This is a genomic window from Janthinobacterium sp. SUN118, from assembly GCF_030397695.1.
Taxonomy (GTDB): Bacteria; Pseudomonadota; Gammaproteobacteria; order Burkholderiales; family Burkholderiaceae_D; genus Janthinobacterium.
In genome coordinates this window covers 216,714-232,634 of sequence record NZ_JAPUBV010000003.1, presented here as the reverse complement: position 1 = coordinate 232,634, position 15,921 = coordinate 216,714, and the positions used below count along the sequence as shown (strand labels likewise).

The 15,921-nt window shown below is 52.7% G+C and carries 14 protein-coding genes; 6 read left to right on the top strand and 8 right to left on the bottom strand.

Going from position 1 to position 15,921, the window contains the following annotated elements; translation table 11 throughout:
• Positions 1–62 precede the first annotated feature (62 nt).
• From O0880_RS20105 to O0880_RS20095, 3 genes are read left to right on the top strand one after another with little or no spacing between them, the layout of a single operon-like run.
• A complete protein-coding gene (locus O0880_RS20105) occupies positions 63–557 on the top strand; it encodes a hypothetical protein (RefSeq protein WP_289888374.1) in 495 nt (164 codons plus the stop codon).
• 50 nt (positions 558–607) lie between these two features.
• On the top strand, positions 608–1,129 hold the full coding sequence (locus O0880_RS20100; protein ID WP_289888373.1) for a DUF1993 domain-containing protein: 522 nt from the start codon (positions 608–610) through the stop codon (positions 1,127–1,129).
• 39 nt (positions 1,130–1,168) lie between these two features.
• Positions 1,169–1,687, top strand: coding sequence for a hypothetical protein (locus O0880_RS20095; RefSeq protein WP_289888371.1), 519 nt, complete (start codon positions 1,169–1,171; stop codon positions 1,685–1,687).
• 3 nt (positions 1,688–1,690) lie between these two features.
• Here O0880_RS20095 and O0880_RS20090 read toward each other — a convergent pair whose 3' ends face one another.
• Positions 1,691–2,407: an SDR family oxidoreductase gene (locus O0880_RS20090; protein ID WP_289888370.1), complete on the bottom strand. Its 717-nt coding sequence runs from the start codon at positions 2,405–2,407 to the stop codon at positions 1,691–1,693.
• A 162-nt stretch (positions 2,408–2,569) separates the two neighbouring features.
• Between O0880_RS20090 and O0880_RS20085 the strand changes: the two genes are divergently transcribed.
• A complete protein-coding gene (locus O0880_RS20085) occupies positions 2,570–3,874 on the top strand; it encodes an MFS transporter (protein ID WP_289888367.1) in 1,305 nt (434 codons plus the stop codon).
• 56 nt (positions 3,875–3,930) lie between these two features.
• Here the strand turns inward: O0880_RS20085 and O0880_RS20080 are convergent, their stop codons facing one another.
• Positions 3,931–4,344: an SMI1/KNR4 family protein gene (locus tag O0880_RS20080; RefSeq protein WP_289888366.1), complete on the bottom strand. Its 414-nt coding sequence runs from the start codon at positions 4,342–4,344 to the stop codon at positions 3,931–3,933.
• Between the two features lie 451 nt (positions 4,345–4,795).
• On the opposite strand from O0880_RS20080, the gene O0880_RS20075 reads away from it, so the two are divergent.
• Positions 4,796–6,376: an isocitrate lyase gene (locus O0880_RS20075; protein ID WP_071325059.1), complete on the top strand. Its 1,581-nt coding sequence runs from the start codon at positions 4,796–4,798 to the stop codon at positions 6,374–6,376.
• A 268-nt stretch (positions 6,377–6,644) separates the two neighbouring features.
• The gene (locus O0880_RS20070; RefSeq protein WP_289888364.1) at positions 6,645–7,277 is read left to right on the top strand and encodes a LysE family translocator; all 633 of its coding nucleotides are present in this window, start codon (positions 6,645–6,647) and stop codon (positions 7,275–7,277) included.
• A gap of 420 nt (positions 7,278–7,697) precedes the next feature.
• Here O0880_RS20070 and O0880_RS20065 read toward each other — a convergent pair whose 3' ends face one another.
• From O0880_RS20065 to O0880_RS20040, 6 genes are all read right to left on the bottom strand, one after another.
• The gene (locus O0880_RS20065) at positions 7,698–8,555 is read right to left on the bottom strand and encodes a hypothetical protein (RefSeq protein WP_289888363.1); all 858 of its coding nucleotides are present in this window, start codon (positions 8,553–8,555) and stop codon (positions 7,698–7,700) included.
• A gap of 3 nt (positions 8,556–8,558) precedes the next feature.
• Positions 8,559–10,109, bottom strand: a complete 1,551-nt coding sequence (locus O0880_RS20060; RefSeq protein ID WP_289888362.1) for an AAA family ATPase — start codon at positions 10,107–10,109, stop codon at positions 8,559–8,561.
• 29 nt (positions 10,110–10,138) lie between these two features.
• Entirely contained in the window at positions 10,139–12,319 is a 2,181-nt protein-coding gene (locus tag O0880_RS20055; RefSeq protein WP_289888361.1) for a DEAD/DEAH box helicase, read from the bottom strand.
• A 59-nt stretch (positions 12,320–12,378) separates the two neighbouring features.
• Positions 12,379–13,263, bottom strand: coding sequence for a DUF1837 domain-containing protein (locus O0880_RS20050; RefSeq protein ID WP_289888360.1), 885 nt, complete (start codon positions 13,261–13,263; stop codon positions 12,379–12,381).
• A 761-nt stretch (positions 13,264–14,024) separates the two neighbouring features.
• A complete protein-coding gene (locus tag O0880_RS20045; RefSeq protein ID WP_034760447.1) occupies positions 14,025–14,225 on the bottom strand; it encodes an AlpA family transcriptional regulator in 201 nt (66 codons plus the stop codon).
• A 137-nt stretch (positions 14,226–14,362) separates the two neighbouring features.
• The gene (locus tag O0880_RS20040) at positions 14,363–15,229 is read right to left on the bottom strand and encodes a phage integrase N-terminal domain-containing protein (RefSeq protein ID WP_289888359.1); all 867 of its coding nucleotides are present in this window, start codon (positions 15,227–15,229) and stop codon (positions 14,363–14,365) included.
• Between the last annotated feature and the right edge of the window lie 692 nt (positions 15,230–15,921).

Genomic DNA, 15,921 nt, shown 5'->3' with positions numbered 1-15,921 from the left:
GCACGCCGAAACACGGCTGGCCCGGGCATAATGCTGGCATCGTTCTCGCCCTTGATCTATGTATGCCGACCGCCTTTGAACTCTGGAAAGCCGAACTTTTAATTGTGGGCAATATCGTCCAGGATGACGATACCGCCACGCCGCCCGATGACGCGCATCGGCGCTTCCAGCGCTACTGCGCCATGCTCGATGCGCTGACGGGCACGGAAGGCGCGCAATACGCGCTGGCCATTTTTCAATCCGTGCAGGCCGAGCACGATTACGGCGCCTACCAGACGGCCAACCGCGCCGCCTGGCGCTTCGGCGAAAGCGTGTATTGCAACGCCCTGCTGCACGAACTGCCGCGTTTGATCGCCAGCTTGCCCGACTGGGCCGGCGACTTTCTCGTCGGCATCGCCAACGGCGCCGGCACGCCCAACGCCTCGACCATCGCCTGCTTCAACGCCCTGCTGGCCGCCGCGCCGCCAGCGGAGCAGGCGCTGATCACGGCGTTTATCGCGCAGCAGGAAGACGACGGCTGGTTCGAGCATTGCCCGGGCGTGCTGGGCAATCCGTAAGGGCCGCGCGCCTTTCTGCTGATGATCTGCATAACTACTTGAGGAACTCCATGTCGGTCTACGCCATTACCATTCCCTGCTTTACACAGATGCTGCGCTCATTGACGACCTTGCTGGCCAAGGGCGAGGAACGCGCCCAGGCACTGGGCTTCGATGCACAAAACCTGCTTGAGTCACGGCTGGCGCCCGACATGCACACCTTGGCGCGGCAGGTGGAATTCACGTGCACGCAGGCGCAGGAAGCCGTGTGCCGGCTGACGCAGCAGCCCTTGCCGCTACTTGAAACGCCCGCGAACATGCCGGCCGCCAGGGCATTGATCGCGCGCACGCTGGAGCTGCTGGCCGCCGCGGACCGCGCCGCGATCGACGCCAGCGCGCAGCAGCCGGTCGCCATCACCCTGGGCGGCGGCTTGACCTTCGACATGACGGGCCAGGAATACGCGGTGAACTGGGCCACGCCGCAATTCTATTTTCACCTGGTGACGGCGTACAACATCCTGCGGCACAACGGCGTGCCGCTCGGCAAGGCCGAGTATGTACAACATATGTTTGCCTATGCGCGGCCAGCGTGAGCGTTGCGACGGCGCACACATTTCAATAAGGAAGAAACCATGCTGTTATCACTCGACGATCCCATCTGGCCCACCCTGGAAGGCGGCTACCGCATGCCTTACGATGTGGCCGAGGCGCTCAAGGCCATGCAGGCCGGCGACGACATGTGGCATGAGCTATGGGAAGAGTTGCACCACCAGGGCGACGTGGGCGTCGCCTCGTATGCGGCCGTGCCCCAGCTCGTCCACATGCTCGGTGGCGCGACCTCGCGCGAGGAAGATTTCTATGCACTCATCGCCTTGATCGAACTGGAGCGCCACCGCAAGCACAATCCGCCGCTGCCGGACTGGCTGGCCGACAGCTACCAGGCGGCCTGGGCGCAGCTGCCCGCCATCGCCGCACGCGACTTGCAGGGCCAGCTTGATCCCGTCATGCTGGAATCCGTGTTCGCCGTGCTGGCCCTGGCCAAGGGCAACTTGCGGCTGGGCGCCCTGCTGCTGCAGATGGACTCCTCCGAAGCGGACGAGTGGCTGGAAGAGCGCCTGGGCTGGAGCGAGCTCTACGGCGACGCCGCCTGAGGTTTAGAAACGCTCGTCGCGGATGGCCGGCAACACCAGTTCGCGCACGAAGGACACGTTCGATAGGCTCAGCAGCGCACGCACGATGGTGAGAACGTCATGCACGGGAATCAGCTCGCCTTCGCCCCGCGCGGCGGCGTCCGCCAGCGGCACGGACAAGCCATCCTGCGTATTCAGGTAGCCGAGCTGCAGCGCCGTCACGGCCAGGCCCTGCTCGCGGAAACTTTCGCGCAAGGCATCGGCGATGCCGTTCAGGGCGAACTTCGACGCGCTGAACGTCACTTCCGGGCGGCCGCTCTGGCGCAGGCCCGATGTGGAACCCGTGAGTATCAGCTGCGGCTTGCTGCTGCCCAGTAACCTGGGCACCAGGCGCTTGAGCAGCAGGATCGTGGCCGTGATGTTGGTATTGACCATGTCGACGATGGCCTCGTCCGCATCATCGAGGAAGGCATACTCGTCGGAAAACGCCTTTTCTTCCCACACACCCAGGTTGTAGATCACGGCATCGAGCCCGGCGGGCGCCTCGCGCGCGATCTGCTCGACGGCTTCCACGGGCCGAGCCAGGTCCGCCGCGATCCACTGCAGCTGCGCGCCTAGGCCTGCATCCAGGCCGGCAGGACGCTGGCGCGACACGCCGATGAGCGTATGCCCGTCGCCCAGCAAGCCATCGACGAGCGCGCGTCCCAGGCCCCTGCTGGCGCCCACGATCATGATTTTCATGCGGTGTCCTTTCTAATGAAGTCAACGCCGATGATAGCCGCGTTGTATTAAGCACAGCTGAGGCTGCGTGTGCGGCGGCCGCCCTGGCGCGGCGTTTACTCACGCGGCGGAAATGCGTATGCTAGCTCTGGCAATCTCCCATAAAACACAAGAACGAGACACATGCCTACTTCCGACACCGCCGCAAGCAACGCAGCAACACGCCCCCTGACCCAGCAAGACTACAAGACCCTGTCGCTGGCCGCCCTGGGCGGCGCGCTGGAATTCTACGACTTCATCATCTTCGTCTTCTTTGCCAACGCCATCGGCCAGCTGTTCTTCCCGCCGGAAATGCCTGAATGGCTACGCCTGCTGCAAACCTTCGGCATCTTCGCCGCCGGCTACGTCGTGCGCCCGCTGGGCGGCATCGTCATGGCCCACTTCGGCGACTTGCTGGGCCGCAAGCGCATGTTCACCCTGTCCATCCTGATGATGGCCGTGCCGACCCTGCTGATCGGCCTGCTGCCCACGTATGCCACCATCGGCCTGGCGGCGCCGCTGCTGCTGCTGCTGATGCGTATCTTCCAGGGCGCGGCCGTGGGCGGCGAAGTGCCCGGTGCCTGGGTGTTTGTCTCCGAACACGTGCCCAGCCGCTTTACGGGCTTTGCCTGCGGCGTGCTGACGGCGGGCCTGACGGTCGGCATTTTGCTGGGGTCGCTCGTGGCGACGGGCTTGAACACCGTCTACACGCCGGCAGAAATCACCGATGGCGCCTGGCGCTATCCCTTCCTGCTGGGCGGCATCTTCGGCTTCGGCGCCATGTATCTGCGCCGCTGGCTGCACGAAACGCCGGTCTTCGCGGAAATGCAGCAACGCAAGGCGCTGTCCACGGAAATGCCGCTGAAATCCGTGCTGCGCAGCCACCGCGGCGCCGTCGCCGTGTCCATGCTGCTGACCTGGATGCTGTCGGCCGGCATCGTCGTCGTCATTTTGATGACGCCTGCCCTGTTGCAAAAGATCCACCACATCGCGCCGCGCACCACCCTGGTGGCCAATACCGTGGCGACCCTGTGCCTGGCCTTCGGCTGCATCATCGCCGGCATGCTGGCCGACCGCCTGGGCGGCAAGCGCGTGATCTTCGTCGGCTCCGTGCTGCTGGCCATTTCCACGTATATTTTCTACACCACCATCGGCAGCCGCCCCGACCTGCTGCTGCCCCTGTATGCGATGACGGGCCTGTGCGTCGGCGTCGTCGGCGCCGTGCCTTACGTGCTGGTGCAGGCGTTCCCGGCCCAGGTACGCTTCTCGGGACTGTCGTTTTCCTACAACTTGTCGTACGCAATTTTCGGTGGCCTGACGCCCGTGGTCGTGACCCTGATGCTGAAGAACAACGTGCTGGGCCCCGCCTATTATGTGATCGGCGTCTGCGCGGTGGGCATGCTGACGGCCCTGTTCATCAAGGACCAGCGGCAGACGGTGGGACGCTGATTCACGCAGCGCGCGGGGCTAGCCTCGTGCGCTGCATCAACTACGCCGCAAACATATCAAGAAAATAGCAATAGGAAGTCGTCAAAGGAGTTTGAAATCTTTCGCCAGTAATCATCGTCCCACAAGATGACAGAAGGCGCGCTCCGGGCGCCCCTGAAATCGAAACAGAATTGACTCCCGTCACCGGCCATGCCGAAGCAAATGATTTCTGTAAAATCAACGATGTCCGGCATGGCTCCCGGGCCAGCACTGACACTGCCAAACTCCCCATAGCAGCCATCGCAGACGAAACACGCCCCGAGCTTCGCTGTCTGGGCAGTCAATTCGACGACATCCGTATAGATGTGAGCCAATTCCGTCTGCAAGACGCCACCGCAAGAATCCAGTTCTTTCTTCAGTCTCAAATTGCAAAATCCTTCCGCATCCCGATGCCTTGCTGCAAAAGCAACATACTCGGCGGGTAAGTCCATACCGTTAATCTGCATCGCTGACTTTACCTTTCACAATCGGAGCATGATATTAAATCAAATGTGCCTGGACCCGGCTTGACGGGTTCCGCCCAGCCGAAAGCCCGCGCCGAACCACACCGCATGGGGCCACACGCTGGCCGGCGCCACCTTCGGGCGGCTTTTTTTCGCCCCACTTTGTCGCGCTGCACCAAAATCTGAAAACACGTTTCACATCGCGGAATCCCAAACGGCAGACTCAACCATTAACGCTCTCACTTTTTGAAAATTCATTTCACATCCTGAAAATAAATAATTAAGCCATTGAAAAACAAGGAATAAATTTAAGTTATATGTCTTATATAAGACTTGAAGATCACCACGAATCGGCCTACTATTTAGTCATGCAGTTCGCATCGACAAAGCGGCGCACTCGACGATTTTCTCAAACTTAGTTTTTCTTTAGGAGATACACATGTCCCAATATCAAGACGACATCAAGGCAGTTGCCGGTTTGAAAGACCAACAGGGCAGCGCCTGGAACGCCATCAATCCCGAGTCCGCCGCCCGCATGCGCGCCCAGAACAAGTTCAAGACGGGCCTGGACATCGCCAAGTACACAGCGAAAATCATGCGCAACGACATGGCTGCCTACGATGCGGACCCATCCAAGTACACGCAATCGCTCGGTTGCTGGCATGGTTTCATCGGTCAACAGAAGATGATCTCGATCAAGAAGCACTTCAACAGCACCGACCGCCGCTACCTCTACCTGTCCGGCTGGATGGTCGCCGCCCTGCGTTCCGAGTTCGGCCCGCTGCCAGACCAGTCCATGCACGAGAAAACCGCCGTCTCGGCCTTGATCAAGGAGCTGTACACCTTCCTGCGCCAGGCCGATGCCCGCGAACTGGGCGGCCTGTTCCGCCAGCTGGACGCCGCCCAGGGCGCTGAAAAACAAGCGATCCAGGCCAAGATCGACGGCCACGTGACCCACGTCGTGCCCATCATCGCCGACATCGACGCCGGCTTCGGCAATGCCGAAGCCACCTATCTGCTGGCGAAACAGTTCATCGAAGCGGGCGCCTGCTGCATCCAGATCGAAAACCAGGTATCCGACGAGAAACAATGCGGCCACCAGGACGGTAAAGTCACGGTGCCGCACGAAGACTTCCTGGCCAAGATCCGCGCCATCCGCTACGCCTTCCTGGAACTGGGCGTGGACGACGGCATCATCGTCGCCCGCACGGACTCGCTGGGCGCCGGCCTGACCAAGCAGATCGCCGTCACCAATGAACCAGGCGACTTGGGCGACCAATACAACTCCTTCCTCGACTGCGAAGAAGTGTCGGCCGACGCGCTGGGCAATGGCGACGTCATCATCAAGCGCGAAGGCAAGCTGCTGCGTCCGAAACGCCTGCCGAGCAACCTGTTCCAGTTCCGCGCCGGTTCCGGCGAAGAGCGTTGCGTGCTCGACTGCATTACCTCCTTGCAAAACGGCGCCGACCTGCTGTGGATCGAAACGGAAAAACCGCATATCGCGCAAATCGGCGGCATGGTCAGCGAAATCCGCAAGGTCATCCCGAACGCCAAACTGGTGTACAACAACAGCCCGTCGTTCAACTGGACCCTGAACTTCCGCCAGCAGGTGTATGACACCCTGAAGGCCGAAGGCAAGGACGTCTCCGCCTACGAGCGCGCCCAGCTGATGAGCGTGGAATACGACCAGACGGAACTGGCGATCACGGCCGATGAAAAGATCCGCACCTTCCAGGCCGACTCGGCCCGCGAAGCCGGCATCTTCCACCACCTGATCACCCTGCCGACCTACCATACGGCAGCCTTGTCGACCGACAACCTGGCCAAGGAATACTTCGGCGACCAGGGCATGCTGGGCTACGTGGCTGGCGTGCAGCGCAAGGAAATCCGCCAGGGCATCGCCTGCGTGAAACATCAAAACATGTCCGGCTCGGACATCGGCGACGACCACAAGGATTACTTCAGCGGCGAAGCGGCGCTGAAGGCGGCCGGTAAAGACAATACGATGAACCAGTTCTGAGTTTTGGGTTTGGCTTCAGAATGAAAAAGCCCGCTTCGGCGGGCTTTTTTGCGTCTGCCGGCCGGTACGTGCAACGCGGCTGGCCGCGGGCAGCAGCATCGCTGCCCCGCTGCAAGCACGCCGCGATGGCCATGTCCGACAGGCAACTTTCAGCTGTGCTAATCTTGACTCCCGGGTAAGTGGCTTGCGCAGGGACCGCATGCCCGGAAAGCCTGGTCCATGCCGGCGTATCGCCGGGCATGCCATGCATTTCTTCTGGAGATAGCGCGTGCCTGATGTAACAGCCTTGCTGATGTTTGGACTCGTGGCCCTGGGCATGGCGTTGACGCCCGGCCCCAACATGATCTACCTGATTTCCCGCTCCATCAGCCAGGGCCGCCGCGCCGGCTTCGTCTCGCTGGGCGGCGTCGCCGTCGGCTTCCTGTTCTACATGCTGTGCGCCGCCTTCGGCATCACCGCCTTGGTGTTTGCCGTGCCCTACGCCTACGATGCGCTGCGCTTCGGCGGCGCCGCCTACCTGCTGTACCTGGCCTGGCAAGCCGTCAAGCCAGGCGGACGCTCGGCCTTCGCCGTGCGCGACCTACCTGTCGACGGGCCGCGCAAGCTGTTTCTCATGGGCTTGATCACGAATCTGGCCAATCCCAAGATTGCGGTCATGTACTTATCGTTGCTGCCGCAGTTCGTTACGCCGGGGCATGGGAGTGTTTTGGTGCAATCGGTGGTGTTAGGTTGCGTGCAGATTTCCATCAGCCTGGTGGTGAATGCGCTGATTGCGGTGATGGCGGGGTCGATTGCGGGGTTTTTATCGAGCCGGCCGGTGTGGGTGATGGTGCAGCGGTGGATGATGGGGGGAGTGTTGATGGGGTTGGCGATGAGGATGGCTGCCGAGGGGCGGAAATAAAAAGAGAGGGGGATTCACATTACTTAAGGAATTACTCCCAAATGAGAGAATTTTTGCGCCCTAAGAATACTGTATGCCCCCATTCATGCCCCAAGATAGGAAAGCCGATATTGAGCTTGATCCATTTTAGATAATTCAAAAAACAGGGGCCGATCAGATCGAATTTTAGGGAGCAAGCGCATCCCTACGCAATTCGCAATCACTGTCGGTGGACCTCGCACCAGCGAACACGTCGGTAAGATCCCGCAATATCACAAAGACACACAACAATTAACTCACGAAGGAAACTCAAAGAGAGCTACAACCGCGTTTTTAGCTAGAAAACAAAATTCCACCTTCGCTGCCTTCGATGGGAATGAGTGCCGGTGAACAACGTAAAAAGGCAGCACTTAGAACCGGTTAAGCAAGCGCTCCGATTTTTTAAAGATATCCTTTTTCACAGAACCAATCGTTCGCCGCTAGCGCTTGGAAAAATGCTGCACGCCACGAATTCTTGTGCAAGGCCAATTCTGTCGTTGCACACGCCGTTAAAAATTCACGAACCGCACCGGGTCCGCTATGGCTAACATAGTCGGCCAACATTCCCGTTAGACTCGATAACTCATTCGCTGCCATGATTGAAAATCTTGCCGCAAGCTTAAAGGCATCGAAATGTGCTTTAGCTCTTTCCTTATTTTCACGAAGCCACGTATCTGGAGCTGAAACAAAAAATCTAATCGTTGCAGGTGAGGAAATTAAAACCTCAGCAAATATCCATTGTTCAGTAACAAAGGGAGAAATATCAAAATAAGGATGTAGAGACTGAGATTCTTTATCCTCACCAAATTCCGCGAGTTTTCCCGTATTGCAATCACGGCAAGCAGGGACCAAATTTAAAGGTAATACTGAGAATAATGGGAACTTCGCCTTGGGCATATAATGATCAAGGGTCGCCGCCATACCCACCCCACACAATGGACAGATCCCCCTAGGTGCCGCCGCAAGTATAGAATCATAATAACTCCGGGCTCCGATCTTTTTTACCAAGTTGTAAGTATAAAGATTTTTGACTTCGCCTTTTGTTACATTACCAACCAGAATTTCTTCATCTTTTTGGTGGTTTACAAGAAAAGTATATAACTGTGCAATCTCAGCAGATTTTCGATAACTAACGGAAGCGTCTATAAAATTTTGTCTTACTTCGAGCACACGATTGCGCAAATCTTCATTACCAATACTGCCTATACAAGCATCTAATACTTCAGCAGGCATACCCACCGGAATTTTCATCTCACGCATAGCTCAATATCCACGCGTAGCAATTAGAGAACGAAGCACAGCCTTGCCTTCTAGCCCTATCTGGCCGTCGTAGTCATTTAAAATTTCATCAAACGACTTCCCCTCATTTACGTCTCGATTCAGCAGATCATGAAATCCAGACTTTTGCACTTCCAGTTGAAATACCTCACGAGTTAATACCCCAACGTTCTCGCCAAACGTTTCGCTTTCAGGTCGATCCGCGTTTGCGTTCAGTTTGGTACGTCTAAGCTTCCAAACACAACGCCGAGGTACCTCTTGCAGTACTACAGGCGAATGAGTGGCAATAATGCAAACGGCGTTACGATTGGTGAGTAGATCAGAAAGTGCTCTTGTGAATGCTGAGAGCAAGGGCGGGTGTAAGTGACTTTCCGGTTCGTCCATTAATACCAATGTTTTTTCATCAACTTTTTCAACCAGTTTAGTCATCGTCAGTAGTACTACGGCATGACCGGAACTCATTTTCTTAAATAGTTTAAATTTAAGTTCGTTCAACCTAACGGTCCCATCTTCTTCTGCAAAACGGGTCAAATCCATTTCCGCAAAATTCTCGTCGGACTCAAGAAATCGAATTGCCCTAATCCAACGATGCTTTTTTTGAGGTTGGCTAAAACAGCTTGACAAACTCGAAGCAAATTCTACGCTAAATTTTTCTATATCTTTGTGTTCGCTTTTTAAGACATTATTTTCACGAACAACTTTTTTTAGGCCTACATAAAAATATTTTAGATCATTGCTGTGATCTTCCGAGTCAAGTGGCGGTGTGAATGGATCAAAGGCGCTGAATGACACCGAAACCAACGATGAAAAATATTTATCTTCGATTAGGCTAAAAGGAATCTGCGACACATTCCAAAAATTCCCGGCCCCACGCTCTAACTTATGACCTTTAACAATCGCAGATATCATTCCATTTAATAAAGTAGTTTTGCCAATTCCGTTTCTACCAATCAACACATGAATATTTGTTGATGGTTTAGAATCAGGCGAGACATCAAACCTTAGTTCCAACCCCGCTGTCTCAGCATCGGCTTGCACTTTATAAATAAAGTTATAAGGAGTCTGCGGCGCACCCCCACCAAGTGTTCGTCGAAATTGCTCAGATATAGAAGTAAAGCTGACGCCACGGGTTAGCGATGTCTGAAACGCTTTATCATCTTTTATGCGGTTCAAAAAATCCGGATCAGCAACGACATCATGTAAAGAACCGGTAATATTTCTACAGATCTCAGGTGGCAATTTAGAAAGCTTCTCATAATACTCTACGTCCAGTCCAAGTGAGTAAAAATTGGGTGGCAAACTTTCAAATTCTTTCGGAAATGAATGAGCTGTCCAACCACTAGGCTGGTTCTCAAAAGCAATTTTTATCTCTCCCAAGTAGTGCTCAGAAGCATTGAAATCACACCACGTAACCGCAAATTGTGTTTTGAATCCGAAATCATCCCAGTTGTTTGGGTTTAGGAAAACTATATTTTTACCACCTGGAACTCGCCCCCTGTAAACACCATAATCCAGTGGAATAAATTTTAGTTTCATAATATTAGAATAAATCAGCTTGAAAAATTTTAAATATATCGATTAAAAATCCGAACTTCTATTGGATCAAGCAAACTAGCAATATTGCTCATTCTTAGCTTTTTAACACGCTGAACATCATCTAAGGTTTCGCAATTAGAAAAAATGTTCGATATTTTCCGAATGGACTCCGATGGAATACCACAATCCTTCAGTATTATTTCATGATTTTTTGTCGTACCGTATTCCAGTTGTGCAATCATCAACTCCAGAGAGATTGGGCTAGCATCATTTATCTTGGCTGCATAATTGTAAATATTTTGGAATGCCATAATGTATCGAGGCCATATAAATTCAAAATATCTAGACGTTAAATCAAAAATATATCGTATTCTAGAGTCAATTTTTGGCCTAAACTTTATAATCGTCGCACTAGAAAGTAATTCCGTAAATGACGGCTTATAAAAAAGATAATAACTTGTCAACTGCAATAAAATTGACTTTCCAACCTCATCTTTAAAATTCCGTCCACGATCGCTCTCGGTGAACAAATGGTCGTATATACAGGAAAGTATGAGCTTGGCCACTTCAGCATTCGGCATGCCACCCATAAAACTAAATTGTCCCCAAGACTTACTGGTGATCAAGTACTTTAACAACGATGCTTGACCACCAACGCTAACATATTTATTCTCTTTGAACATCTCAAACGGAAGGCCAACGCTTTCCATTGTTGATTTTAGTTGATTCTTTTTATGATGCCCGGCTTCTGACAAGAGTTCATCGTCGAATTGGATAATAGCTTCGATTGACGGATTCTCGCTATCCAGAGATTCAATTTCCACTACTCGATCGTCATTATTTTCAATATACGCCTCCAGATGAAAGACACGACCAACAAAGTGGCGCATAAACCGCCCCGCACGCCCCTCAATATTACGCCGGTCCAGAACACCGATCGGGTCTCCAGTACCAATCTTTTCATCATATAAGACCACATTCTTTGCCGAGGTGTTAATTCCCTCTGTCAATGATGTTGTGCAAAATAAGAAATCGATGCCTCCGCCCGATGAGTTATTGAATTCGTCGACAATCAGGTCCTGGATATGTCGAGGCATCGCGCCATGATGAAATGCTACCCCCTTTTTTATGCATGAAACCAGCTTCCATTCAGGCGAAACAGTTTTTTCAAGATATCTTATCAGATTTGAATCCCATCTAACTTCAGATCTTGCGGAGGAAAACTTTCCTGCAGACTCTTCAACATACCGTTTTTGATAACGATATATCAAAAATTTTCCATCAATATAATCATTCGAAGTTAGTCTGGTCAAATTCACAAACTTATCTCCGACAATTTTTATGAAGCGGCCTTCAATTTTGTGCGAACCTTTTAATCCAACATTATCAAGAAAATAGAAGTCCTTCTGAACGATCTCAACCTCGAATTTGAGCATCTTTGCGTTGAACAGCGCACGAAAACGTTGACTAAAATCGGTAATATATGGGCCAATTAAATAAAAATCGGAACCTCGTTGCGCTAAACGTAGCAATACATCAGAAAACACTCTAAACCTATCGTCATTAAGCTTAAAGTCAGTTTTATAAATTTCATCCATTACAAAAAAATCAAAATGAAATTCAGGATTCTCACTGAGGAATGCACTCATTCGTTCTGGAGTCAAAACAAGAATATAATTCCTATCAGGCTCAATCTTAATTTTTGAGGTCTTTGATACCACGTACCCGCTAATGGAATCCTTTATATCACGGTATTGCTCAGACAAAAGCGATACCGTAGGTAGTATAAGCGCTATATTGCGATAGTTGTTGTGACGGATGATCTCACGAATTATTCGTGTCTTCCCGAATGAAGTTGGCGCACTTACAATTAAACGCCTACATTCTTGAAAATTATCAAAAACCTCTTTCTGTGGTTTCGTCAAAGTAGTTTCTGTAGTACGGCTAGTGTAAAAGGCTTTTAATATATGATCCTGCATTGAAAACTCAGGATTGTAATTTTCATCTCTCGTATGCAGCAAATTATCGTAAAGAAATATTCTTGATTTTGAAACATTATCGTGTAGCAATTGCTGAATCATTACATCGCTAAATCTTCGATCTGCCACGTGACATATTACGGCCAAACATAAACTAAAATCAGAGGGATCGATTGAGTCTAATAACTCATATGTGCTGAGTAACAGACGTTCCAAATCATCGATTTTCATTTCAACATTAGATCGAAGCACATTTAATTGGTACTGAACAGTTTCTCTCAAGACACCCCCTAAAATTTCATCGCAGTTTCAATTGTATCTAACATTTCTTTAAGTTCGGAAACCGACCTCAATGGTAGTAAATAAAATGAAATAGTTATATTATTTTTAGCTGGCCAAGTGCGCTCATAGACAGAAAGAAATTTTCCCTTCAACTCAGCAATCAGACTTGCTTGAAAAACATCTGATCCGATATCGGCATTTTCTGTTCCACAAAAATCCCCAATGCATTTACTATCGTATGTCAACAGAACAGGGACCTGGATTGAAACTTTATCTAACGACTTTGACCCGTTTGTATGCGACTTTAGAAGCAAATACTCATCAGGTAGTATATTTTTATTTATTTCTATCTCACCACTCAAAAGTCGCAATTCAGACTTAATTTTTTCCGCATCCATCAAATGATCGTTGAGTGATTTAAAGGACTGAGCAATTGCACCTGAAAAAGTTTGATGAAATTTTGCCTCTCCGAGCCAGAGAGTGATCGTTCTATCCGGATTTATTGAAAAATGTGCGCAATCAAAACCCTTAATCTGCTCACGAGTCGATGAACGAAGTCTTGCTTTTGTGACGAATTTCGGAGTGTCATAAAATATGTTCAAAATAATGTAAAGCAACAATTCACCGTAGTCGCCTTTTTTTGTCGGCTGAGCATCAGAGATTCTAGTGAAGCTGCTTTTATTCCAATCTGACTTATCTAATGATGCAATTTCTTCCTGGGTTAAAGCGAAATATGGAACAGTGTCACGGATGAGACCGGCTAACGCTTGTTGCCGATAATTCTTTTCTTCAAAGTCTAACGTGAACGTCGCATCCTTCCCAGACTCACATCCAAGTGACGCGTCTATCTTAAAAATTTGATTTACAGCGCGTAATCGTAATGCGTCATCCATATCCGGCCCGTTCATTTCTACGTAATTTCAGGTAAATCTGCGGCTGCTGCTCGATTGGAACAGGTAGGTAACCTTTCGTTCATGATAATCCAATAATTGCTTGATGACAATTCGAAGATTGCCGCTAAAGAAATATTTTCGAACAGAGCGATAATTTTGGATTCGATTTGGCTAAATGTCTCGTGCGATGGCACTGCAAGTTCAAATTCAAAGCGCCGTTGATAGGAAAAGCCATCAGAGCAAAAGGTTTAAGTGCCCAGTCCCACTCGAAAGGGTGCAGGAGAGCAGGAGAGCAAGGGTCAGATCTGCCATTCGGACATGGACTCACGCAAAGGTGCAGTAGATGCATGCTCATTAGAAAGTCTCATTTGGAGCGATACGTTGAGCACAAAGTGAGAATAAGCAGGTGTGAAGTTAGCGAAACAAAGATTAGCTAACTTCACCTATCCTGCCCCGCTCTGTGCAGCGACTGAATCACTAAAATCATCGGACGCAACTTCGACCGAGTCGTTTTTTCAGGTACGAGAGCAGGTTTAGCAGGACCGCCAAGGTCTGGTCCGCCATTCGGACACAGACTGATGCATTTGATGCCATAAAAGCATGCTCAGTCGATGCCTAATTGGAACCACGAACGCGCGCCACAGGCGCGCAGGACTGCCGCGCAGCGGCAGCAGTTGGACGATTCGGAGAAGGCCGGTAGGCCCGCACCACGACATCTTACGAGGTGGAGCGCTGCTAATCCAGCCACTATTAACTCCCACTCAAGCAACTCCCCGCCTAGCGTCAATACAGCGCTGCTGCCATTGAGCGATTTCCTCTGCGTCCCACGCGATGGACTTGGGGCCGATGGGGATAGGCGCTGGCAACACGCCTGCCTTCACTTTGCGCCAGATTGTGGCGCGGGACCAGCCGGTAGCCTCGATTACCGCAGGCAAGCGGAGGAATTTTTTAGTCGTGGTCATAAGATTCTCCTTCGATTGATGAACAGCAAACAATGGAAAGTCGTGCCGACTCTCCTCGATAGTTCCGGCAGCGACAACGCTGCACTCCTTCGCATCTCTTCCGTCCCAAGTGCTGCAGCCCTGATACAAATGGGCGGTCATCTCCCCAGGTAGATTGACGTGACCTGTTCACGACCATGCCCCATCTCCGTCGAAATCTTTAACCTTGCAGCGTTATCCGCCAACTTTTGAGAAGCATCCAGCTGTCTGGACGTCGCGCCGCCACTGGCTGGACTAGGTCGGCCAGTCAGCTCGGCATAGCGCCGCTGCGCGTACTCATGGCGCAGACCATGCACGCCATGGATGCCAGCCTTGTCGCACTGCGCCCGAAAGCGGTTCAACTGGTCCCGATACCGCAACTGCGCCGGAATCAAGCTGCCTTTGCCCGCCAGCGCCTTGGCCGCTTCCAGTACGGCGCGCTGCTGCGTGGTGGTGATCGGCACCTCCCGGTACTTGCCGCCCTTGGTCCAGCTATCCTGCAGCCGCAGGATGTTCCCGCCATCGGCCCATCCCGGCTTGATCTTGATGCTTTCCTCGCGCCGCAATCCAAACGCCGCCTGAAGCTGCAGGGACATGCGCGTATACGGATCATTCACGCGGGCCAGCGTATCGGCGTCAAGCACCTTCGCCTTCGAGACGTTGGTGACAAACACCCGCTCCGCGATGCCATATTCGCCGTTGGTGCGCGCGATGATGTTTTCCTTGCCGATCTTCTCGGCCCACCAGCGCAGGGCGCTCATGCGATTCTTGATCGTGCCGGTACTGACGCCATCCTGCTTCCACTTGTCGAGCAGCGCCGCCACATGCTTCGGTTTCAGGCTGTCCACGCTCATATGCTGGAAGCCCCGTTCCGCCAAGTCGTTGGCGCACAGATTTAATATGCGCTCACGGTCGGCCTGCGTCGCAAAGCTGCCATCCCGGTTGCGGTGACACAGTTGCTTGAGCTGGTAGTTCAAGTCGCGCATGGCAAAGTCATTCCTTCGATCTTTGGTTTTTACATCGATGCTGCGTGGTGTAATCCTGTCTGGTAAGTGTTTCTGGCCACCCTCACTGCCTCGGCAGGAAAGGTTGAATCAAGGGCCTCGGGACACCACTCCCGTGTATGCGGTTGCTGTTACTGCCTGCCCGCGCCGCATGCGCGTGTGGCACCGCTGCGCGCTCCCGGAGGGAGCCGCCGCAGCAGGGACCAATCACCCAGGGTCCATGGAGTGCACCTCGTGCACGGATCAACTTCAACTAATCAGCCCGTAGCGGGCAAAGGACATCGCAGGGCTTACCTGCGATGCGGGGCGCCTGGCCCCATCACTGAACAACATCACGCGGTGGAATTCCGCTTGCCGCCTGGGCCTATGCCGTCGGCGGCGCGTCGTCACTGGCAGCACGCCGCCAGTAACGACGCGCGCACGTTGCCATGGTATGTGACGGCATACATGCCAGCATCGCACTCGCGGTGACGATACTGGCGGCTCTGAAGCACACGCGCTGGCGGCAGCCGTGATGGCATCGCATCGCTGGCATTTCTGTTGACGGTGCGGCTTGCGGCAAAGCCATGCTGTGCTTCATACGGTGCGCTACCTCGCGGGGCATGCGAACCAATCAGGGCAGGAGTCTTGCTCCTGTTTGAAGAAGCGCCCACCGGGCGCAATCATCCAGGCAA

Bases quoted from the DNA above. Each gene is read 5' to 3' on its own strand.
- O0880_RS20040 (WP_289888359.1), bottom strand. From the start codon at position 15,229: ATGCGCGACTTGAACTACCAGCTCAAGCAACTGTGTCACCGCAACCGG.
- O0880_RS20065 (WP_289888363.1), bottom strand. From the start codon at position 8,555: ATGCGTGAGATGAAAATTCCGGTGGGTATGCCTGCTGAAGTATTAGAT.
- O0880_RS20060 (WP_289888362.1), bottom strand. From the start codon at position 10,109: ATGAAACTAAAATTTATTCCACTGGATTATGGTGTTTACAGGGGGCGA.
- O0880_RS20050 (WP_289888360.1), bottom strand. From the start codon at position 13,263: ATGGATGACGCATTACGATTACGCGCTGTAAATCAAATTTTTAAGATA.
- O0880_RS20085 (WP_289888367.1), top strand. From the start codon at position 2,570: ATGCCTACTTCCGACACCGCCGCAAGCAACGCAGCAACACGCCCCCTG.
- O0880_RS20090 (WP_289888370.1), bottom strand. From the start codon at position 2,407: ATGAAAATCATGATCGTGGGCGCCAGCAGGGGCCTGGGACGCGCGCTC.
- O0880_RS20100 (WP_289888373.1), top strand. From the start codon at position 608: ATGTCGGTCTACGCCATTACCATTCCCTGCTTTACACAGATGCTGCGC.
- O0880_RS20045 (WP_034760447.1), bottom strand. From the start codon at position 14,225: ATGACCACGACTAAAAAATTCCTCCGCTTGCCTGCGGTAATCGAGGCT.
- O0880_RS20055 (WP_289888361.1), bottom strand. From the start codon at position 12,319: ATGAAAATCGATGATTTGGAACGTCTGTTACTCAGCACATATGAGTTA.
- O0880_RS20075 (WP_071325059.1), top strand. From the start codon at position 4,796: ATGTCCCAATATCAAGACGACATCAAGGCAGTTGCCGGTTTGAAAGAC.
- O0880_RS20095 (WP_289888371.1), top strand. From the start codon at position 1,169: ATGCTGTTATCACTCGACGATCCCATCTGGCCCACCCTGGAAGGCGGC.
- O0880_RS20080 (WP_289888366.1), bottom strand. From the start codon at position 4,344: ATGGACTTACCCGCCGAGTATGTTGCTTTTGCAGCAAGGCATCGGGAT.
- O0880_RS20105 (WP_289888374.1), top strand. From the start codon at position 63: ATGCCGACCGCCTTTGAACTCTGGAAAGCCGAACTTTTAATTGTGGGC.